Origin of the sequence: Stygiolobus sp. CP850M (genome assembly GCF_037389425.1) — an archaeon.
GTDB lineage: Archaea > Thermoproteota > Thermoprotei_A > Sulfolobales > Sulfolobaceae > Stygiolobus.
Genome location: NZ_JBBHKR010000082.1, coordinates 38,885 through 59,461 on the forward strand (window position 1 = coordinate 38,885; position 20,577 = coordinate 59,461).

19 protein-coding genes are annotated in these 20,577 nt (G+C 37.5%); 14 read left to right on the forward strand and 5 right to left on the reverse strand.

The window, feature by feature from the left end; genetic code table 11:
- Positions 1-14 precede the first annotated feature (14 nt).
- From WIW89_RS10620 to WIW89_RS10645, 6 genes are all read left to right on the forward strand, one after another.
- Positions 15-476, forward strand: a complete 462-nt coding sequence (locus WIW89_RS10620; RefSeq protein WP_013776555.1) for a hypothetical protein — start codon at positions 15-17, stop codon at positions 474-476.
- Positions 466-1,677 (forward strand): DNA methyltransferase, encoded by a 1,212-nt coding sequence (locus WIW89_RS10625; RefSeq protein ID WP_337720738.1) that lies wholly within the window; start codon positions 466-468, stop codon positions 1,675-1,677. The genes WIW89_RS10620 and WIW89_RS10625 overlap by 11 nt, the downstream gene beginning before the upstream one ends.
- 45 nt (positions 1,678-1,722) lie before the next feature.
- Complete coding sequence (locus WIW89_RS10630; protein WP_337720739.1) at positions 1,723-1,878, forward strand: hypothetical protein; 156 nt, start codon at positions 1,723-1,725, stop codon at positions 1,876-1,878.
- 53 nt (positions 1,879-1,931) lie between these two features.
- Positions 1,932-3,134: a hypothetical protein gene (locus tag WIW89_RS10635; RefSeq protein WP_337720740.1), complete on the forward strand. Its 1,203-nt coding sequence runs from the start codon at positions 1,932-1,934 to the stop codon at positions 3,132-3,134.
- Positions 3,135-4,307: 1,173 nt separating this feature from the next.
- Entirely contained in the window at positions 4,308-4,766 is a 459-nt protein-coding gene (locus WIW89_RS10640; protein WP_337720741.1) for a PaREP1 family protein, read from the forward strand.
- Positions 4,767-4,996: 230 nt separating this feature from the next.
- Positions 4,997-6,124: an MFS transporter gene (locus WIW89_RS10645; RefSeq protein WP_337720742.1), complete on the forward strand. Its 1,128-nt coding sequence runs from the start codon at positions 4,997-4,999 to the stop codon at positions 6,122-6,124.
- Here the strand turns inward: WIW89_RS10645 and WIW89_RS10650 are convergent.
- Positions 6,103-7,422 (reverse strand): PQQ-binding-like beta-propeller repeat protein, encoded by a 1,320-nt coding sequence (locus tag WIW89_RS10650; protein ID WP_337720743.1) that lies wholly within the window; start codon positions 7,420-7,422, stop codon positions 6,103-6,105. The two genes, WIW89_RS10645 and WIW89_RS10650, sit on opposite strands and share 22 nt — an antisense overlap.
- 526 nt (positions 7,423-7,948) lie before the next feature.
- Between WIW89_RS10650 and WIW89_RS10655 the strand changes: the two genes are divergently transcribed.
- Together WIW89_RS10655 and WIW89_RS10660 are read left to right on the forward strand one after the other, a co-directional pair.
- Positions 7,949-9,127 (forward strand): AAA family ATPase, encoded by a 1,179-nt coding sequence (locus tag WIW89_RS10655; RefSeq protein WP_337720744.1) that lies wholly within the window; start codon positions 7,949-7,951, stop codon positions 9,125-9,127.
- A 659-nt stretch (positions 9,128-9,786) separates the two neighbouring features.
- Positions 9,787-11,397 (forward strand): serine protease, encoded by a 1,611-nt coding sequence (locus tag WIW89_RS10660; RefSeq protein WP_337720745.1) that lies wholly within the window; start codon positions 9,787-9,789, stop codon positions 11,395-11,397.
- 31 nt (positions 11,398-11,428) lie between these two features.
- Here the strand turns inward: WIW89_RS10660 and WIW89_RS10665 are convergent, their stop codons facing one another.
- Both WIW89_RS10665 and crn1 read right to left on the reverse strand, forming a co-directional pair.
- Positions 11,429-11,566 carry a ribbon-helix-helix protein, CopG family gene (locus WIW89_RS10665; protein WP_337720746.1) on the reverse strand — a complete coding sequence of 46 codons (138 nt, stop codon included), beginning with the start codon at positions 11,564-11,566 and terminating at the stop codon, positions 11,429-11,431.
- A 67-nt stretch (positions 11,567-11,633) separates the two neighbouring features.
- A complete protein-coding gene (gene crn1, locus WIW89_RS10670; RefSeq protein ID WP_337720747.1) occupies positions 11,634-12,182 on the reverse strand; it encodes a CRISPR-associated ring nuclease Crn1 in 549 nt (182 codons plus the stop codon).
- A gap of 121 nt (positions 12,183-12,303) precedes the next feature.
- Here crn1 and WIW89_RS10675 point away from each other — a divergent pair, with 121 nt between their 5' ends.
- The 5 genes from WIW89_RS10675 (at position 12,304) to porB (ending at position 16,448) form a co-directional block, all read left to right on the forward strand.
- Positions 12,304-13,521, forward strand: a complete 1,218-nt coding sequence (locus WIW89_RS10675; RefSeq protein ID WP_337720748.1) for a DmsC/YnfH family molybdoenzyme membrane anchor subunit — start codon at positions 12,304-12,306, stop codon at positions 13,519-13,521.
- A gap of 67 nt (positions 13,522-13,588) precedes the next feature.
- Positions 13,589-14,140 carry a 2-oxoacid:acceptor oxidoreductase family protein gene (locus tag WIW89_RS10680; RefSeq protein ID WP_337702244.1) on the forward strand — a complete coding sequence of 184 codons (552 nt, stop codon included), beginning with the start codon at positions 13,589-13,591 and terminating at the stop codon, positions 14,138-14,140.
- Positions 14,130-14,390 carry a 4Fe-4S dicluster-binding protein gene (locus WIW89_RS10685; RefSeq protein ID WP_337702190.1) on the forward strand — a complete coding sequence of 87 codons (261 nt, stop codon included), beginning with the start codon at positions 14,130-14,132 and terminating at the stop codon, positions 14,388-14,390. Before WIW89_RS10680 ends, WIW89_RS10685 begins: the two co-directional genes overlap by 11 nt.
- The gene (locus WIW89_RS10690) at positions 14,387-15,574 is read left to right on the forward strand and encodes a pyruvate ferredoxin oxidoreductase (RefSeq protein WP_337720749.1); all 1,188 of its coding nucleotides are present in this window, start codon (positions 14,387-14,389) and stop codon (positions 15,572-15,574) included. The genes WIW89_RS10685 and WIW89_RS10690 overlap by 4 nt, the downstream gene beginning before the upstream one ends.
- The gene (gene porB / locus WIW89_RS10695; protein ID WP_337720750.1) at positions 15,543-16,448 is read left to right on the forward strand and encodes a pyruvate synthase subunit PorB; all 906 of its coding nucleotides are present in this window, start codon (positions 15,543-15,545) and stop codon (positions 16,446-16,448) included. Before WIW89_RS10690 ends, porB begins: the two co-directional genes overlap by 32 nt.
- Before the next feature lie 258 nt (positions 16,449-16,706).
- Here porB and WIW89_RS10700 read toward each other — a convergent pair whose 3' ends face one another.
- Together WIW89_RS10700 and WIW89_RS10705 are read right to left on the reverse strand one after the other, a co-directional pair.
- Entirely contained in the window at positions 16,707-16,982 is a 276-nt protein-coding gene (locus tag WIW89_RS10700; protein ID WP_337720752.1) for a hypothetical protein, read from the reverse strand.
- 906 nt (positions 16,983-17,888) lie between these two features.
- A complete protein-coding gene (locus WIW89_RS10705) occupies positions 17,889-20,006 on the reverse strand; it encodes a molybdopterin-containing oxidoreductase family protein (RefSeq protein WP_337720754.1) in 2,118 nt (705 codons plus the stop codon).
- Positions 20,007-20,286: 280 nt separating this feature from the next.
- Between WIW89_RS10705 and WIW89_RS10710 the strand changes: the two genes are divergently transcribed.
- The gene (locus WIW89_RS10710) at positions 20,287-20,448 is read left to right on the forward strand and encodes a hypothetical protein (RefSeq protein ID WP_443296536.1); all 162 of its coding nucleotides are present in this window, start codon (positions 20,287-20,289) and stop codon (positions 20,446-20,448) included.
- Positions 20,449-20,577 lie beyond the last annotated feature (129 nt).

Here is a 20,577-nt window from a genome sequence, read left to right on the forward strand (position 1 = left end):
AAAAAGACTATCTTATGTATGTGTTATTTAAGGGAACACTTACAAACTTCCTCTTCTCACTTGATGATTACAAAACGAGAAAATCTAAACTTATACAAAAATATCCTCAAGGCTCTTTCATTTGGGGATTTAACCGATCTAGTAAACTTTTAGAAAATCAAGTAAGAGCATTTTTATACCTTAATAAATCTGAGTCACGCTTAAAAGGTGGTATAGTCTTGGAGGGTGAGATAATAGATATTGCGGAATTAAGCGAAAAATACTGGCCAGAAGGAGAATGGAAATATTATGTGACATTGAAGATTATATATATACCTAAATCGGTACTTTCTACGACAGATACAACTAGATGGAAAATAATAGATTTAGACAAACTTAAGGAAATAGGAGTTAAAATTTTACCTGGAATACAAAAAATAGATAATGAACTTGGTAGGAGAATAGAGAAACTTTTAGGTGAGATTGATGCAAACTAGCATTGATGATTTTCTAAATATTAAGTATCGTTCCGTGCTGTTTAGAGATATAGTGAAATTGAGGACAAATTATGTAACACACGATCTCTATCCATATCCTGCAAAATTTATTCCTAACGTGGTAAGGTATTTCATAGAAGCTTACACCAAGCCTAGAGAAACGTTATTTGACCCGTTTGCTGGATCTGGTACCGTGGCAATTGAGGCTGAGATGACAGGCAGGAATTATATTCTATGGGATTTAAATCCAATAATAGAAATCTTGGTTAAAGCAGAAACGTGGAAGGATGAAATTTCGGAAAAGACTTTTGAGATAGACTTTAATTATAACAAAAGTTTTATACCTAAATGGAAAAACTTAGGCTATTGGTATCCTAAAGAATTTATAGCTCAGTTATCAAGGCTTTGGGCATATTATCACGACCATCCGAACCCTTTAGTCGCAATACCGTTGTTCAAAATTACGAAATATTTCTCTTATGCTGAACTGGAGTTCCCAAAATTATATAAATCAAAATTTGCAATAGAAAGGGTCAACGGACTGTTAAATTCTAATTGGAAAGAAATAATGAGAGATATGTATTGGAAAGAAGTTGAAAGAATTATAAGGAAGGTTAAGGAATTTCAATCTTTATGTAAATGTGTTTCCAGCGGGAAAGTTTACGGAGGAGTAGACGTTTTAAGCGAAAGTCCTCCAAATGTAGACGCTGTAATAACTTCACCCCCCTATCTACAAGCCCAAGAATATATAAGGACGTTTAAAATTGAACTATATTGGCTGGGCTATGACGATAATAAAATAAGACAGCTAAGTAAAAAGGAAATTCCCTATAATAAACCCCCTAATGTAGAAATAAGGAGTAAAACCTTCAAGGAATACCTAGAAAAAATAAAGGAATTCGGAAATAAGAAACTGGTCGACATTTATATTACCTACTTTAGGTCACTGGCATACTTCTTTGGTAAGGTTAATGCAAGAACCTTAGGAATATTTGTGGGACCAGTAAAAGTAAGAACGCTTAGAGTACCCATAGACGAAATATTAAAGGAGCATTTAGAATCATTAGGCTGGAAGCATGAAGTAACTTTCATAGACAAAATAGTATCTAGACGAATAAAGGAAGTGAATAAGAACCCTGCTACAAAGTTAGAAGATGAACGCACACCAACAGAGCACTTACTTATTATGAAGAAAAATTAATTTCTTCCTTCTCCCACTTAATTTTAAACGGAATTACAACATCATATGATAGCAATAATATACTCATGTATAGGCCCATTACATATCAAAATTGCAGAAGAAACATGTGAAAATATAGAGGAAATAAAATCTAAATGGAAATACGCATGCTTAATTGAAGTGTTTGATGATAAGAAAGAAAAGATGCTTTATACCTCATGATAAGATTATATCACGTAAATAACGCTTAAGTATTAGTAGACTCATAATGATGTATGAACTTATTAACAGTTAAGAAGTATTTGTTTAAGCAATCACTTACAAAATTCCAAGAGATCCAGCTAAAGTACATTAACTCAATACTACAAGATATATTGGTTCCAATTCTTTGTGATTATAAAAATATTGATATCATTAAGTCTCAGATAACAGATATAGAAAGTTTCTATTTTGGCTTTAAGCTAATCCCTTCATCAATATCAGAAAAACTAGCTCTCCAATTATACATCTCAAATAGATTTTTTATTGCTTCATCTGGCCCTAGATTCGGCTCAATATATGAGGATCTTATTAAATCTTTTCTAGAAAATTTCGGCTACCAAGTAGATGAAAGGGTAAATATATTTAAATATACACTATTTAGTGAATATTACCAAAAAAAGTATTCCAAACAACAAAAAGTAATAGATTTTATTGCGAGAAAAGATAATAAACTTTACTTAATAGAGCAAAGAACAAGTGAGCATTCTGGTGGAAGAACAGGTCAAGAATCACTATTAGATAAGTTTAAAGTCTTTCTGAATTGGATTATAGAAAAGTCTGCTGATCCATTAATAAAGGAAGGTTTAAGAGAAATATATTTAATTATATTTATTTCGTATTCAGAAAAACATGAGATACTGACTGAACAAAACGTGAACAGAGGTAGAATGAATAGTTTAATTGAATATATAGTAGAAAATCTCGGTGATTATTTTACCCGTCTGACAAATAAGGAGTTTAAAACAGAATGCATAGATCTAGCATCGTGTTTAAAAGAATATAGGAGATTAGTATTTTATACAAATGAAATTAAAATTGAGTTTAGAATTATGATAGGAGAAGAATTCTATAAAGAAATATTAGGAGAGAAATATTCTTCGCTGAAGAATAAGATACTTAATGAAGAATTAGGAGACGATTTATGGGTAATATATTCCATTTTACCCTATGAATTAAGATTGTATTACGAGGAAGGATTTATGTGGTCTAATCGCATATATGAAATGTTAATTTCACGATATAATAATATTATTACCAGTGCATCTAACGAAGATGATATTATAAATAAGATAGCTAGTAAAATTATGGAAGATCAAAAAGATCTAAGATTACTGGAAACAAACAACTTATCAAAACAATATGAATACCTAAAAACTCTGTGCGCAGCTTCACTGATCCTTTATGCGTTAAAATGCCCAAGTAGATTAGGTATATAATTTAATATTATATAACTAAAAAAGATTAAAAATTATTTTATCATTTTAGTAATTACAAACAACCATTTTATTCAATAGATACTATTCAAGAAATATATTTAGTACTACATTCCTCCGCTATTTGTCTAGCATTATCTATTAGATATATGATATTAAACAAATCATTATTTTTATTAAGAATATATTCATTTTTCATTATAAATTCCTTGACATAATCTAGGTTAATTTTCTTAGGAGACGCTACCGAAGATCTAATATAGCCAATCTAATTCATATCTATAGTAGCATTTTAGGGAAAATCTAGAGTTAAATAATTTTCAAAATTATGTGGAGATAAATTTCGAAGTTCCATTATATACACATTAGATCTTTATGGTATATCATAAAAAATTAAATATAAATATTATTGGAGTCCTTTATAAGAATATTATAATGCAAGGATTTTCCAATAAATGCTAGACGAACTTGATTAATAGGACTTTGAGGAGTAATATAACGTCCCACTTGGGTTTCTTGGAGTAAAGTGACTCAAGTTCACCCCTAAACGTTTCCTAAGGAAATAATTTATTGACCTTGAGCAAAAGGTCTTTCTTAGTTGAAAGTGACTTCATAATATTACCTCATCCCAATTTCCCATTTTTATCACCCTGGATAACGTCTTGTGTACAACTCCTTGTGAACCTTTCCTAATACTCCCTTCTCTTCTTAGTTCGGAACGTTTTCTTTCAACCAAAAGAGGACGAAGCGGAGTACCTTTACGTAGTTGTTTACGAGGGCTAGGAGGGGTTCAGAGACTGCGATCTTCATTAAAACAGTAGCTCTAATCGTTTTTTACCCCTCCTAGCCATTAAAAAACTAGAAAAAGAAGTATAAGGGGCTGTCCATTGCCTTGGCGAGCCCCCAACTCCCTTTCTTGTAAGGTCCTATCTTCTCTATCTTATTTACATAATAAAAGAACTTAACAAGACCTGAAGATATTAAAGAAAGTTTTTAATCTCTACATGTTAACTAATTCTATTTATTACCTCCATCACAGCCTTGTTTTGTTTTTTGTAGTTTTAATATAGTTTTAATCTTTTTCAATAAATCTTAATCATAATAGGATTAAACGTGGTTAAATACTCTCTTACTTTATTATTATATATGCAAGAGTTACCTAAGCCATGGTTTAACTTGGAGGCTTATAAAAAGATAAGGCTTGAGGAGGCAAGATTCGAGGTCGAAATTGCAGAAAAATTTCTTCAGGAAGGACTTGTAAGAAACGCAGCAGGTAAGGTATTCCAAGCGTGGAAATCTCTATTGGCTGCATTACTTACGGATAAGAGAGATGTTCTAGTTAAGAAATATCCTAAAAAAAAGTCATTAGGGAGGAGAAAGATAGAATTAGCAGATTGGATAATAGCTGTAGTTCCCACTTCCTACATGGAAGAACTTTCATTAATCTTAGGGAAAGAGATAAATTTATTAACAGAAAAAGCTCTCTCCATTCATGAATACCAATATAATGGCCCGGATAAAGAAGCTATATTAAGCCCTTTTAGGAGTGATGAAATTGCTGCGGAAAACATAAAGATACTTATTGATGAAATAAAATCCATACTTCAAAGAGTTCAAAAACAAGATTTAAAATGATGAAATTCCATATTCTCTCATTCTCATTTTTATTCTACGGAGATCTTTCTATATCATTTTATAAAGGAAAATCTCTTAAAATCATGAAATTTGGAAAAAAGTAGTATTTAAACACGGGGCTATGCATCTGGCGAGGATTTCCGCCCCCTTAACCCCTTTCTTTGTAAAACGCTTTAATTGTCCTTCCACTCGTTAGAAAACTTTAAAGTTATATCGATTTAGTTTCGTATGTGAAACCTTTAAGGACTTATATCCTGCTCAGAAACTTTGCACTAAGCTTATCGCAACCTTTTATAGCCTTTCTCTCAGCTCTCTCTGGATTAAACGGAGAAGCGTTAGCTATAATATCCTCAGCAGGGACGGTTTTACCTTCAATAGTACAATTCGTTTTAGGCTTCGTAAGGGCTAGGGGGAAACAGCTTGTGGTAATAGGTTCTGCAATCGTAGGGATACTTTGGGTTATACTTTCACTTATCCCTTTCAGTAGTATAATATTTGTGCCTCTATACGTATTTTTAGAAGCTAGCTTAGGCGTTTCACTTTTCGGATGGTATTTGATAATGGACACAGTAAGCGCATCTTCTAGAGGTAAGGTACTTGCTCAGTACTCATTTTATTCCACCTTGGGTGGACTTATAGCTACTCTGATCACGGGTTTTCTCGTAGGTGATGATACAGCTCTGGTAAGACCTTTCTTCCTGACGACCGGAGTTTTGATTTTGAGTGATTCCTACATAGCTTATAAGTTTGACGTAGACTATGAAAAACCACCAATAAAGGAGTTAAAAGTGACTAAGGAATTTCGAGATTTTCTCTTGATCACCTTTACGTTTAACGTAATATGGTCATCAGCTTGGCCTTTATTCCCCTTGGCCCAGGTTTACGTCTTCAACATGAACTTCGAGAACGTGGCTATTATCAACACAATATCAGGAGTGTCTACACTCTTGATGCAGAACTGGGTAGGTAAACTAGTGGACAAAAACAGAAAACTGGTGATGTTTACCGGTAGACTAGCCTTAGCTACCTTTCCTCTAGCTTATGCCTTATCTACATCCTTATATGAGATTTATCTTGCTAACGTAGTGGCCGGGTTCACTAACTCTGTTAATTCCACAGCCTATCTTTCCTATCTTTACGACAGTTCAAAGGACACGAGGAAAAGCGTGGGTCTTTATAACGCGGTAACCGCCCTTGGAGACCTTACGGGATCAAGTATCGGTGGTATTACGGCACAACTAGTTACGAGTTATTTCGGCGTAGTTCAGGGGATAAGGGATATGATGTTAGCAATTGCTGTATTAAGGATATTAGCTTCATTATTTTACTTAAGGCTTCACGAACCTGTTAAGGCGTAGATTGGTATTACGTCTACAACACCATTTATTCCTACCATTATTACTGAGTTTTGTGTTACTAGTAAGTTACCTGGCCCAGGCATAACCGGAGTTAATACCGACTTTACCATTTGGCCATTTAGCTTTAGCACATATAAAGTACCCTCTCTGGATTGTATAAGTATATAAGAATTGTAGGCTATGTCCACGTTGCTAACTGTTGGACCCGTCAAGAATTCCCAGATAACTTTTCCGTTAGTAACATTTACTGCGTATAGTATTCCTACCGGAGAATCATGATAAACTACCCCGTGATAAATTACTGGTGCTGGAGATTCGAGGTATTTGGGTATTGGAGCATTTCCTTCGTTTAAGTACCATAACATTCTACCGTTAGACGCGTTAAACGCTACAAGGAACTCACTCATGGTTATGTTAGATATATGAACGGTATAAGAAGTTACAACTATCCCGTCATAATAGGCTGGCGATGAGTCGTCAAGTCCACCAAAAGTCAATCCAGTAGTCGAGAAGTTATAATCCCAAATTACCTGGCCGTCATCCGCATCTATAGCCCAGAACACGTAAGGGTTTGCCGTTCCGAAATATATTGTGTTCCCTACTAAAAGAAGTGAAGACATACTGTCGTAAGACCCTAGATACCTTTGCCATATCAGTTTACCATTATCTACGTTTAGTGCAAAGACTTCACCATTCCCGTTTGCTTCAATTACCATCCCTTTGTAAATTACCGGAGTCGGCATATCCTCCCCGAGAGTCGTGTAGTTCCATATTACTTTACCATTTGTTACGTTAAGGGCTATTACTGCGTTTTCTCCAGTCCCCCTAACGGTGGTGTTGAGGAAACACGCGTTTCCCAGACCTATGATAACCTCGTCCTTATAGACCAACGGCACAGTCATGATCTGATTTGGGAACTTGTCTAGCCACACTACTCGCCCGTCGGATATGTTAATCGCGAAGAGACAACCTAACAGTTCCTTCAATTCACCCGTTGTCATGTTCATTACTCCTGAAGTCACTACGTACATTAAGTCCCCGTATATAGTAGGAGGAACTACAATAGCTCCAGTCAAATTCAACATAAAGTAACCGGTCTTTATAGGCACATAGTATATGTGCTGAGGATCACCCTCAAACATGTAATTTGCAGGCGTATAACCTTTAGGCTTGTTCGGAATTGATTGTATAAGGGAGTATGTAGGGGTGGGAGATTTTGTTAGTGAAGGTAAACTTGTTATGTTTACTTTTTGATTTTCTTGAACTGAATAAGTTTTAGCGAAGTAAAACTCAGTCAAAAACAGATATTCTGATGATAATAATAAAAAATAATTGTAATTATCAGAATAATTGATTTTAACTTTTCCACGTAACACTAAGTATCTAATGGACTATAAAAATCTATTGGTAGGAAAACAAGCAAGGTGTAATTTTAACATCGAGAGAATTTGAATAGTGTTTAACAGTTCCGTAAATCTAAAACTTAATTAAAATACGTCTAGCTGACATTGTTTAAAACTCATTTAACAGCGAGAGACTCAAGTTATCTAAGTGGGATTCTGATGTACCGGATATAGTGAAGCCTTGTAATGGCTTTAGATGGCGATATAAGTTTCTTACACCATTCTCCTCGTTTAATTTTTAAACTGATTCCTCTCAATTGTGAAAGGACGAGGTTCTAATTCCCTTAACACATCGCTTAGAGAGATCCAGCTCACGCACCATGAGTTTGCTTGTACTTTAATACAGTTCGTCCTACCTCCGTTTTCTTATTCACTGTCTTAAGTGCTAATCTTTAAGTACTAGTCCTATAAGACTAGTCCTATGGGACTATATATTAAAAGGCGAGAAGAGGAGGAGATAAAAAGAATAAAAAACTGGACTTTAATTTACGGCAGGAGGAAGACAGGGAAAAGTACCTTAGTAAAGAGAAACCTTAAGATGGATTATTACGTTTTAATAGCTGATTCAAATAATGCAATCACCTTAGATGATACAGTGGTAAAGATTGATGAGGCTATGAAAGAGGTCAAAGGGATTCTGCGCAGAGGGGGCGTGGCGGTAATAGACGAGTTCCAAAGATTACCTGAGATCTATTGGGCTATGATAAGCAATTGGGATAAGGAAGGTATTCTAGTAATAATAGGCTCTAGCTATGGTATAGTTAATAAAGTATTTGATAGGAATAGTCAATTACTCGGTTTATTCACCCCCCTTGAAATAGACATAATATCTTATGAAGATGTGCTAACTCAAATTAGAGACCCCGTACTTTCAACCTTATACAGAGACCCTTGGATAATTCCTTTCATAAATAGTTATGAGGAATTCGTTAGTAGAATAAGGGAATTCTCGTTAATTTCTAAGGGGCTGTTAGGGGAGGTGTTCAAAGAAGAGGAAAGGCAACTTACAGACACCTATTATAAAATCCTTTTACTTCTAGGGGAAGGAATATGGAAGACGTCTGAAATTGCCGGAATAATACAACCTAAAGGAGGGGAAGGAACGATATCCTCAATGGTCAACAAGTTAGCTAAGATGGGATTAGTACAAAAAATTCCCACGCTGTCTAGGGAAAATTATTACAGAATCAGGTCTCCTGCCCTTTCTCTCACGCTTTACGCTGAATCCAAATATGCTATAAGTGAAACGGATTTGGAAGTCAAGGACTTACCTATTGGTAGGGAGGTTCAGTTCAGTATAGGAGAAATGCTTTCGAAATATTTCGGAGGGGTACAGTATTATTCTCCGAAGGAAGACATAGACGTAATTATTGTAAAAAAGAAGAAACCTATTTGGGCTTTTGAGATCAAAATGGGTGAATTTTCGAGTTCTGAAGCCAGAGAAGTTGTTAAAAGGATGGATAAAATAGCTGAGAAGGTAGGATTAGTGAGTTTGAGGGAAAAACCACCGGATTACGGTGATTTAAGTATAGGACCTGAGGAGTTGATAGAAATAGCAAACCAGCTAGTGAAATCACGAGATCAAGAAAGCGAGACCTAGATAAAAGTGGTATTTTAAGAATAGGTGTTATAACATACTTAACTCTTCATAACATACTTAATAACATACTTATTAACCTCAAACGAGATTTACAACTACTTAGTCCGTGCTTGCTTCCTTTATCCCTTACAAATATTTAAACATTAGTGAGAATTTTTGTGTGTATATTTCTACTCACCGACAAAAACATACTGCTCATTAAAAAGTTTGTATTTACCCGTGACGTAACTTATCCTTACTTTTAATTACTTTTTATTTCGCCACGACACCCCTACTGAGGGATACTAATCGCTCCTCTCACAGTACCATTAAGCCATGGAGGAGTGTCATTAGCGTCACTAAGAGAAATTAGAAAGAGAAGAATTTAAACACGGGACTATCCATCTCCTCAGCGAGGCTTTTCGCCCCCTTAACCCCCTTATTTTTAAGCTTTTCCTCCTCCAATTATTAACTTTTTATCTAAACAAACTATTAACTCTTCCGCTCTGCGAACCTTAGCATAGATTGATAAGGCTATTTATCTCTTTAGAAACCTGAGACTTCTAGACGTAAACTATCTTTCAGTGTGGTTAGATAGAACTAATAACGTTTTTTAATTCGTATAAAGATTTGGGATAATTCTTATATAACCGAAATATTTATAGTTTCGTTGAAAAAAAATGAAAAAAGAATTTTTAGTTGGGATACTACTAGTGATTTTAATTATACTGGCTGGTATAGTAGGTTATCTACTGGGGCAAAAATCAAGTTATACTGAGCCTATGTCAACACAAACGATGAAACAAGAGATAGTAAACGAAACTACAGTGATAAAGACAGTATATTCTCCTTCTGGAGACCCTGCTAGCATAGGAAACGGTGAGGACTACTTAATAAACCCCGTGTTCCCCTATAAAACAATAGCCTCTCAATACGCCTATGTAACCCCTGGAGACGGATTGGTATTTATAGGAAACCCCTTCTCCAGTGGTAACGGGTACTTAGCCGGGGCAAAAGGTGCCGCTGTTGTAGCATCGATGCTTGGTTATCAACCTTTGACCGCCTATAATTACTATTTATACATAAACGCCCCTAACTACATAAACGTTCCTGGTGCAGTGAAGACGGACTCAGCTACAGTAATGTATTTGGCATCTATGTTAGGGCAACAAGCTATGCTAAATAAGTCACTGTATTTCTTAGGTGATGTAGGACTGGAAGGATATATGTACTCAACCGGTGTTGTCTATCAAAGGATAGTCCAGCTATATCAAGGCGGTATTTATTACTTAGTAGTCCCTCAAATGATGGCCCTAGCTGAGGGGCAAAACTACCAGATGGCTGAGCAATTTGCCAAAGAACACGGCGAGGTTTTGTACACTGTATCATCAATTCCTCAAATGTATCAAATCGTTACTTCATCTTCATTACCTCAACCTAAGGGATATATGGACTTTCCAGTTAACCTCTCTGTAGGATATTACTACTTGTCTACACTTTACAATGAATTATACAACTCAACTACCAATTCTTCGGCGAAACAGACGGCAGCTATGTATTGGTCTATGGCACAGAAGCTTGCAAGCGAGGGTAACTATACAGCCTTTTATGTCCTACCTAACCCTGCTGTTGAGGCAATAGAAGTCCTCTACCAGACTAATCACTCGGTGAACTTAGGTTCTGAAGTTATGAAAGCAGTTAATAACGCTGAGACCTTAACTAACTTATGGACCATAGAGACAGCAGCTGAGGCTGATTATTTATATAATCAAGGGAACATATCTGATGAGATTCTAGCTAATTCATGGGCTGCTTTGAGCTTATCGATAAACGCAGGGCCTATAATAACTCCTCAAGGGTTTTATCAAGGATTGTATAATGAATTCCTAACGGATCTTTATGCAACTGAATATTTAGATTCAGTTACTAACGGGAATTACGGGAACATAACCCTGATACTTCAAGTATATAGAAATCCAAATGTTATATATGATTACGGTTTCTACGCTAACTATTATGCACAGATGGCAATGACATTCAGAGACTACTTCCTAAAACAACTTAACGCAACAGATCAATCTTTAGTGCTCAACTCGATTTATCAATACATGGCTAACGAGACTCAGATACTCGAAAGCGCTGCAGCCTATAACGACGGACCATCCCTAGTGGGTTACATAATGATGGAATATGGCCTAAGTTCACACAACTTAACTTATCTATACTATTCAATGCCGTTCATCCGGTTCACTATGAACGTAGAACAACTAACGTGGTATATTCAGCCATAAAAAAGTCAAAAACTTTTTCTTCTTTTATTTCTCAGTTTCTTTCTTCTTCTATCAACTTTAATATCGCTTTCCTTATGACTTGACTCCTATTTAACCCGTGTTTTCTAGCGTAAGTATCGAGATTTTTTACCAGTTCGTCCTCGACCTTAAAGGTGATAACTTTTTTCATAGGTAATACTGACAGAGAAAGCTTAAAAGGTATTACGCAATAATAGTCTGTTGTAGAATTTTATACATTACGATAGCAGAATAGTTAGGGCTGATTTACTCACTAGTTGACAAATATCTATCGTTTGGCACTTTCCCTCCCCTGCCATCTGTATTTCTTTCTCTCTCGGTTCAAGTTCTTTTATGAGCTTTTGAACCTTGTTATACTCAGCTTGAGGGACTATGGTAGTAACAGTTCTAGCCTTTCTCTTGATTGCTGAGATTGCAGCAGCTACAGACATAGATTTTCTACCGCCAGTTATGTCCACAAAGTCCCCTTCGTTTATTTTACTCTCGACTTCCCTCTTAAACATCAAAAAGTCTTGCCTACTGTTAATGTCCGATATGCTTAAGGGAATATCATAAACATGGACACCCTTAGCACCACAACAGGCAAATATAGCCTTAACTAACTTCCACGCGAATTCCACAGCCTTATCGGATGTCCTTATGATATAAACCTCATCTATATTAACCTTCTCTACGTTATCTCCTTGATAATTGCCTTCAATTAAGTTCTTATAACTCTCAAATATTCCTCCCGGCGAAGTACCCAACGTAGCTATTAGCCTTGCCATATGGAGAGTATATTGAGCACAGTTATATCTTTTACATTTCTTTTTCGTTGAGTCCTCAGAATTACTACATTAGAAACGGTTTATATTCAGCTTTATTTAGTTTAAATTCGTTATTTAATGTATGGAAGAGATTTTGAAAACTACTGAAGATGATAAACTCCAATTGGCGTTCATTTTCGATCCTAATAAGTGTATTATCTGTAATGCTTGCGTCAACGCTTGTAACTCAGCTTACGGAGGTCTAAATTGGAGAACTTTACTCGTCTTTGATGAGGGAGACACGAAGATCGGTGTTTCCATAGCTTGTAACCACTGTGAGAACCCCTTATGTATGAAGGTCTGTCCTTCAAACGCGATAAAGAAAGATAACATGAGCGTTGTTTATATAGACCCTAAAGAGTGTATAGGGTGCGGTTATTGCACTTGGGCTTGTCCTTATGAAGAGCCGAAATTTAATAAAGACGGCGTAATGAGCAAGTGTGACTTCTGTAGGCAAAGGCTTATGAACAAGCAGGGGTTACCGTTGTGCGTAGAAGCGTGTCCTACCGGTGCCCTATCCTTCGGATGGGTTGATAAGAAAGAGTACAGCGCTCCGTTCTTAGCACCGTACGAACTTACTAGACCTAACCTCGTGGTGAGACAGAGCAAGGTTAAAGTCGAGGCTTCACCACTGAAGACAAGGAAAGAAGAAAATTATTGGCAATTATTGATCTTCACTTTATTCTCCGAATTTGCTTTAGGTTCCCTTCTTATTCCAGTTAAAGGCATAGTACCTTTGCTCTTGATGCTTATAGGACTTATTCCTTCAATTTTGCATATAAACAGAAAGGAAAGGTTTTACAAGGTAATCAAGAACTTAAGGACTTCTTGGCTAAGTAGAGAAGTATTCTTTTCGTCACTTTCCGTTCTTTCACTAGTATTTTATTCGCTCTACCCATCTGTGTTCACTTTTGCATCGTCACTTGTCCTTCTTTTGTTAGCGATCATATCTTCAATAATGCTTTATATACTAAAGACTATACCGTCTTGGTATTCCCCCAATACCGCTATATCGTTCTTAGGAACAGCCTTTACCTCAGTATTTCCACTAGGCTATTTCCTCACTCATAACTACTTGTATTTGCTTGTAGCAGTAGCTTTTAGTATCGCTGAGATATCTGTAGCTCGTAAGGATAACAAGCTTAGGTTAACCTTAAATTCATTCTATCTTATTATGGTGCTATTATCTATTCTATTTCCATTAACTAGTCTTATAGCAATTCCAGGAGCAATATTATCGGAGTTTATTGAAAGAAGGAGGTTTTATGAAAATATTTCATATTATGGACTCCCAAAATAATAAACTTTTTTAATACGAAACTTTTTTAATGTTCAAGAGGAATTGTATATTCGGAAGTGATGCCTTATTGCTCGAGATCAGATTTCACGGGAGAGGAGGGCAGGGAGTAGTTACAGCTGCTAACTTACTTGCAATTGCGGCAGACCTAGACGGGAACTGGTCCTCCGCATTCCCCTTCTACGGTGCCGAAAGAAGGGGGGCTGAGATAGAGTCTTATTGTAGAATTGACTCCCATCCGATTAGGGTTACTTCCCCCATAGAAAACCCGGATATTGTTGTTATCCTAGATCCTTCTTTGTTAAAGATCTCTAACCCACTCCGAGGGTTGAAAGACGAAGGATATGTCGTCATTAATTCCCCCTCCCCCGTAACCCTCCCCTACCGCACTTTCGTAGTTAACGCTACGAAAATCGCTTTAAATCTTAACTTAGTGAAGTCTGGATGGCCCTTAGTCAACATTGTTATGCTTGGAAGTCTAGCAAGACTGAAGGTAGTTACTCTAGACTCTTTGAAGAAGGCAATAGAGGAGGTGTTTGAGGGAAGGATCGCTGAGGTTAACAAGAAAGCCGTAGAGATAGCTTACGAGGAGTTAATGGAGGTGTCACAAGTTGTCACTTAATTACCAATTATTCCCAATAAGCAAACCTGCTAAAGGGGCAGGAGGAAAGACAGGTAACTGGAGAATAGTGAGACCCTTAGTACATGAGGATAAGTGTGTAGGATGTAAGGCATGTTACATATGGTGTCCCGAAGGAACCATAATCATCAAGGATGGTAAAGTTGCTGTTGATTACGAATACTGTAAAGGATGTGGTATTTGCTCCAACGTATGTCCGGCCAAAGCAATTGAGATGGTGAGTGAGTCATGATGGAAAAGGTCATTTCAGGAAACGATGCTGTGGCTTTGGCTGTAAAACTGTCGAGAGTCAAAGTCACGGGTATTTACCCTATTACTCCGCAGACTTATATTATAGAGTCGCTCAGTGAAATGAAGGATAGAGGAGAACTCGAGACTGAAATAATCAGGGTAGAAAGCGAACATTCAGCAATGGCCGCGACTTTCGGTGCAGCAGCTGCCGGTGTGAGGGCTTACACTGCTACTGCATCGCAGGGACTACTATACATGCATGAGATGGTATGGTGGGTCGCCGGGAGCAGGATCCCAGTTGTAATGACTGTTGGGACCAGAGCTGTAGGTCCGCCATGGAACATATGGAATGAACATACTGACTTTATGAGTGAGAGGGACAGCGGATGGATAATGGCTTTCGCCTCTACGCCTCAAGAGGCCATGGACTTGACTATAATGGCTTTCAGAATAACTGAGGACGAGAGAGTGTTCTTACCAATGATGATCGGAATGGACGGTTTCATTCTATCTCACACTAAGACCAGAGTTTACGTACCTTCGCAAGAAGAAGTTGACTCATATCTTCCTCCAAGAAGACAGCCTTACGTGTTAGACCCAGAAGACTCAATAGCTATGGGTAACATGTTCTCGCCAGAGGATTACATGAAACTTCGAGAGTCGATACATAGAGCTCAGATTGCCTCTAAGGAAGTCATTGTAGAAGCTGGGAAGGAATACATGAAGAGGGTAGTACCTATAGGGTCTTACTCGACGCTAAACGAGAGTTACAAATTAGAAGACGCTGACTACGCTGTAGTAATTATGGGAGCTTGGTCTTTGGACGCGATGCAAGCTGTAGACGAGTTGAGAAAGGAAGGGCTTAAGGTAGGGGTTTACAGAGTAAGGTTTGTAAGACCTTGGGCTGGAGAAGAGGTGGTTGAGGCACTTAGTGATAAGAGCGTGTTAGTCCTTGACAGATCCGTTAGCTTTGGTAGGGGAGGGCAGCTGTACACTGAAGTAAAAGCTTCGTTACCGGATACTGATATAAAGGGTGTAATAACCGGGTTAGGAGGGGTTTCAATAGGAAAGAACGAGATGAAGGTGATAATCCGTAAGTTCGTAGAGAGACCGCAAGGTATAGAGTGGTTCTATCCTGAGGAGGCGAGAAAAATTGAGCTTAGGAGTCCGAGATATATTAAATAGGCACAAACTTATGCCTGGGACATCGGCGTGTCCAGGCTGTCCTGAGAACATAGCGATGAGGATCATAAGCACAGCATTAGGAGAAAACGCCGTGATTGTAGTGGTTGCAGGTTGTTCCTCTGTGATTCAGGGCATGGGACCCAACTCAGCCTATAATTATCCCGTTCTAAACGTTGCCTTTGCTGCAGGTCCCGCAGCAGCTTCAGGTATTGCAGCAGCAATGAGGACTAGGGGAAAGAATGTCAAGGCAGTTGTATGGGCTGGGGATGGCGGTACTGCAGATATAGGGATGGCGTCTCTAAGCGGGGCTGCAGAGAGGAATGAGGACATTCTATATGTATGTGTAGACAATGAGGCTTACATGAATACCGGTGGGCAGAGGAGCGGTTCGACGCCAATAGGAGCTTCGACAACTACCACACCTATGGGTAAACGGCACAATAAAAAGAACATACCGTTTATTATGATGGCACATGGAGTACCTTACGTAGCGACTGCGAGTGTAGGATATCCCCACGACTTAATGGAGAAGATAAGGAAGGCTAAGGAGATCCGCGGTTTCTCCTACGTGCAAGTTTTATGCCCTGATCCTTACGGATGGATGTTTGAACCTTCAAAGACCGCTGAAGTAGCAAAGCTCGCCGTACAAACCTGCTATTGGCCGCTATTCGAATGTGAGAACGGTATATTGAAGATCTCCGACGAATGCTTACATTGCCTAGATAAGAGGACTAGAAAACCTATAGAGGAGTTCTTGAAAATACAAGGTAGATTTAAACATGTAGACCAACAGAAGATAAGAGAGCTCGAAGAATATGTAAACGAGATGTGGGAAAAGCTCAAGCTGATGTATAAAGGGAACCTGAAGTTATAGCAGCATTATTCCTTACTCTTTTTTAATATGATTATTCCTTACAGCACTCCTGAATTTTTTCCTAAGTTGTTGCCTATTCATTAACCGATTGAAAGCCTCGACCTTTATGGCAAGAGGAATTCAGTTGTTAAAGTTAAGCACTATGAATAAAGTCTGCCTTGGATAAGAGTTTTTCACCAAACTCATAAATCACCGTCAACTTTCATTAAAAACTGATTATCCTTAACAATGGGTCTACTTTTTTCCAACACCTCATCTCTATGCATTATAATCTCTACTTCTCGACCTTTCGAAGAGATAATAGATCTTGTCCCTCACTAATATCCAGAACTTTACTAGGGAAACCATCACAAGTAATAAGAATGCTATGGGTATGAGACCTATGTTAAGGAGAAATGATGTCGAATCGTTAATAAGAATAAATGGTAAGAATAGTATTGCTAGTTTCTCAAGGCTAAGCAATCTTAGAGATGCGAAAATTAGGAATAGTAAAGCACGTGCAGTAACTTTATTTAATGTTACTTTCAGATCCATAACCTTAAATACTCGTTACAGATAAAAACTTTTCCCTAAATTATTTCGTATTTTTAAGTTTAAATTGATATATTTGAGAATTCGCTTAAGTAAACGTTCGGTTTTGATCAAATAGCTGTTAAGAGCTATCAGTTTTAAATTCCTTATTTGAATATACCGATTTAGATATCTCAATACTAGATAGAATAAGTTCACGGGGTTAAGCCAACTAACATTTAAAAAAGGCTAATTCTCAACTGACCTTCTAATTTTCGACCTAACCGCTGGAGGCAAGAATAATAACTAAAAACTTTGAATTGAACACGTAAAGACATTTCAATAATGACGAGTATCGTAAACTGTTTACATAATGTTTAACCACGCTTAAACTTTTTATCCAAAAGTTATACACATAGAAAATACACAAAATTTTAATGAAAAATTTAATTAAGAGTTTAATTTTACCTTGTGTCTTAAAAAGATCGATTTATCATTTTACGCTATTGAATTAAAAAGTGATAAAGATAGTTCATATTGATTCACATCGATTATTTACTGTAATCATAAGGTACTATCCAATTATGTTTAATTAATTCTTGTAATAAAAAATTATTAATAAAATGTATAATATACAAGATCTTGTTATATCCCCTTCCGAGATGAACAGTCTTCACGTCGTATTTCTTAGCGTAAAACTTTCCGAATCTTTTTATGTCTCTTTTTATTACGATCAGAGCGTAGTCAAGGATTCCGTCCTTATATTCACTACCGGGGTTTACGACTTTCGTGTTCCCTACTTTATCAACACCAAAAGAACACAGAAATTGTTTATTTCACGTACACGGGAAAAACGAGAAACAGATGTTAAAACTATTCGAAGAAGTAATAAGCAAGTTAAAGGAGGAGAAAATTTCTCGTAATAACGAATTACCTTAAAGGCCTTATTTTCACGATATTCAACGACTGGGCAACACTCCCTGAAACAGGGTCTGTGATCTGCTCACTTATCAAACTGTTAACATCGAAGCCGTGACCGTAAGCAATTCTTTCCCCTTTTGAGTGCCTGCCGAAACCAAAATAAGTAAACACAGTATCGTCCCTTATGCCATCACTTACTTTCACCTTACACCTAACCCTTTGCCCTGTAGTTAAGGATATCACCTCTACTTCATCTCCATCTCTAATTCCTAGCTGTAGGGCTTTGTTCTTACTTATCATTACTGGATTATCGGGAGCTAGTTTAATAAGCGTTGGAATGTCAAAAGTTATACTATCCTGCGTGTGGTATAATGTATGACCAGTAGTTAAGAAGAACTCATCAGTAGCTCTAGGCATAATATTCTTTTCAATATAGGTGGGTATAGGATAATAACCATATTTCCTGAGAGTCCTAGAGAAGATCTCGATTTTACCTGAAGGCGTTCTCAACGGTTTTTTGTAAGGATAAACCTCGTATATCTCTTCTGGAATCCTCACACATCCTTTTTCACTCAACTCCTTCCGATCCACGTTTAACTGTTTTAGAATCATCTCCTCTAGATCCTCAAAAGTTGCATTTGACAAGCCTAATCTGTGTTCTAATTCGAGTAGAATCCACCATAGTGGTTTAGTGTCATATAAAGGATCTACTGTCTTTTGATGGATATCGATCCAATTATCTAAAGTCCAACCTACCGGTAAAGGCAATTCATCCCGCTCAAAATACGTTGACTCCGCCAATACTACATCCGCGTATTCAGTAACGTCAGATGGCATTACATCGACAACGACTAAAAAGTCCACAGCTTTTAACGCTCTCCTTACGAACTCCGAGTTGGGATCTCTACCGTCTAGGTTGGTTCCGACTACCATTAGTGCTTTAATAGGATAAGGACTACCAGTAAGAATTGCCCTATACACTTCCTGAAACGCCGCATAAGTTAGTGGGTACCTGATCCTATCTATTCTAGGAGCTTTAACGTTACTCTTCTCGTAAACCTTGACCTCGGCTTTCTTAGCTATAATTAATCCCCCCTTCTTATCAATATTACCAATCATAGCATTAATTGTAAAAGCCGCCATCCACGTATAAGTCGAGTCATTAGAGAATGAGGTGTGCCAACCGTCGTCTATAGCTGCAGCAGGTCTATTTAACCATAGATTTTCTGCCACATACTTAACGTCGTCATAACTCACTCCAGTAATCTGCTGAAGCCTCGGATACACTTTCTCACCTTCCCTTTCAAGTAAGGAGAATACTGTAACTGCTTTTTTCCCATTTATCACTTTTTCGTCGAGAAGTCTCTCGGAGTAAACGCCGGTAGAAGTCAGATCGTCTTCATATACTAACAAAGACGCGTTAGTGTACTTTAACAAAAAGTCCTTATCATACATATCGTTTTTAATCATGTAATATATTACACTTAGTAAAAAAGCTGTATCAGTTCCGGGTCTGATGGGTATCCACCTCTCAGCATACCTTTCTACTATAGCGGACTTTCTGGGATCTAATACAGCTATTCTTAACCCTTTCTTCCTACCTTCGTCTATTCTTCTAACAATGTCCGGTACTATACCCTCCAACGGATTTCTTCCGATAAAGACTATGAATTTGGCGTTAGGGTAATCGGGGTCTACACTCCTAGGTCCTTCGGTGCCGAGTACTAATTCTGAAGCTACAGTTCTTGGGCCATGGCATACGGACTCATGTCCAATTAAATTAGGAGTCCCATAAAGAGCTGCAAATCTTTCTAAGAGTTCTTTCCCATAATCATGAAAAGTTATAGCAAGATATTCAGGATGATCTTCATCTAATAATTCCTTCAAATACTTAACCACGATATCCAGTGCCTTATCCCATGTTGTTGGAACTAAGGTGTCACCTTGTCTTATCAAAGGTGATTTAAGCCTATCAGGATGCGTTAGAAGGAAGGGACCAGCAGCACCCCTACCACAAATTCCAGGCTGTGGATGGTTTTTGTTTGGAGCAACTCTCACTGTCTTTCCTTCAATTGATGTTATAATTCCGCAAGCGTTCTTACACATGTAGCATCTTGCAAACGGCATGCAATTATGATTCAATTCTATATTTTTAAGATTACCGAACTTAAAGAGTTGATCAGGGAAACGAAGGAAATATCCTTTAGCTCTATGAAGAGACTTATCGATGAGGGAGAAAAATAAACTATCTTCAATTCCCTATCGTGTGGTAGAGAAGATTATGTGTTTTTAAACACTTACAAAGAAAGGGATTAAGGGGACGGAAAGCCTCACCTCTATGAGGCGGGGATGGATAGCCCCCTTATAGAAGGTTTAAAAAATCTCTTTTTTCAAAAATCTCTTAGTGATGCTAATGACGCTCCTCCCCAGTTTAATGGGACTGTGGGATGAGCAACCGTTATCTTCCTTTTCCTTCAAGGGACTAGAGCTTAGCGATGAAAGTCCCCCTTTCAAATGGGAGTGGTTCTCTGAGCCACTCGACTGCCCACCAGATGTAAACCCGAAGTAATGGTGGAAACTATGAACCCCTTGGAAGGGAACCCTCGACCCTTCCAAGGCAGGGAGGAAGTCAGCCTGACTACGCTACCGACACTGAAATCAACACTTTTATTTACTCTGTCTATCCTCATAAGGGAGA

Bases quoted from the DNA above. Each gene is read 5' to 3' on its own strand.
- crn1 (WP_337720747.1), bottom strand. From the start codon at position 12,182: ATGGCAAGGCTAATAGCTACGTTGGGTACTTCGCCGGGAGGAATATTT.
- WIW89_RS10620 (WP_013776555.1), top strand. From the start codon at position 15: ATGTATGTGTTATTTAAGGGAACACTTACAAACTTCCTCTTCTCACTT.
- WIW89_RS10690 (WP_337720749.1), top strand. From the start codon at position 14,387: ATGATGGAAAAGGTCATTTCAGGAAACGATGCTGTGGCTTTGGCTGTA.
- WIW89_RS10660 (WP_337720745.1), top strand. From the start codon at position 9,787: ATGAAAAAAGAATTTTTAGTTGGGATACTACTAGTGATTTTAATTATA.
- WIW89_RS10675 (WP_337720748.1), top strand. From the start codon at position 12,304: ATGGAAGAGATTTTGAAAACTACTGAAGATGATAAACTCCAATTGGCG.
- WIW89_RS10700 (WP_337720752.1), bottom strand. From the start codon at position 16,982: ATGGATCTGAAAGTAACATTAAATAAAGTTACTGCACGTGCTTTACTA.
- WIW89_RS10665 (WP_337720746.1), bottom strand. From the start codon at position 11,566: ATGAAAAAAGTTATCACCTTTAAGGTCGAGGACGAACTGGTAAAAAAT.
- WIW89_RS10710 (WP_443296536.1), top strand. From the start codon at position 20,287: ATGCTAATGACGCTCCTCCCCAGTTTAATGGGACTGTGGGATGAGCAA.
- WIW89_RS10625 (WP_337720738.1), top strand. From the start codon at position 466: ATGCAAACTAGCATTGATGATTTTCTAAATATTAAGTATCGTTCCGTG.
- WIW89_RS10705 (WP_337720754.1), bottom strand. From the start codon at position 20,006: ATGCCGTTTGCAAGATGCTACATGTGTAAGAACGCTTGCGGAATTATA.
- WIW89_RS10630 (WP_337720739.1), top strand. From the start codon at position 1,723: ATGATAGCAATAATATACTCATGTATAGGCCCATTACATATCAAAATT.
- WIW89_RS10655 (WP_337720744.1), top strand. From the start codon at position 7,949: ATGGGACTATATATTAAAAGGCGAGAAGAGGAGGAGATAAAAAGAATA.
- WIW89_RS10635 (WP_337720740.1), top strand. From the start codon at position 1,932: ATGAACTTATTAACAGTTAAGAAGTATTTGTTTAAGCAATCACTTACA.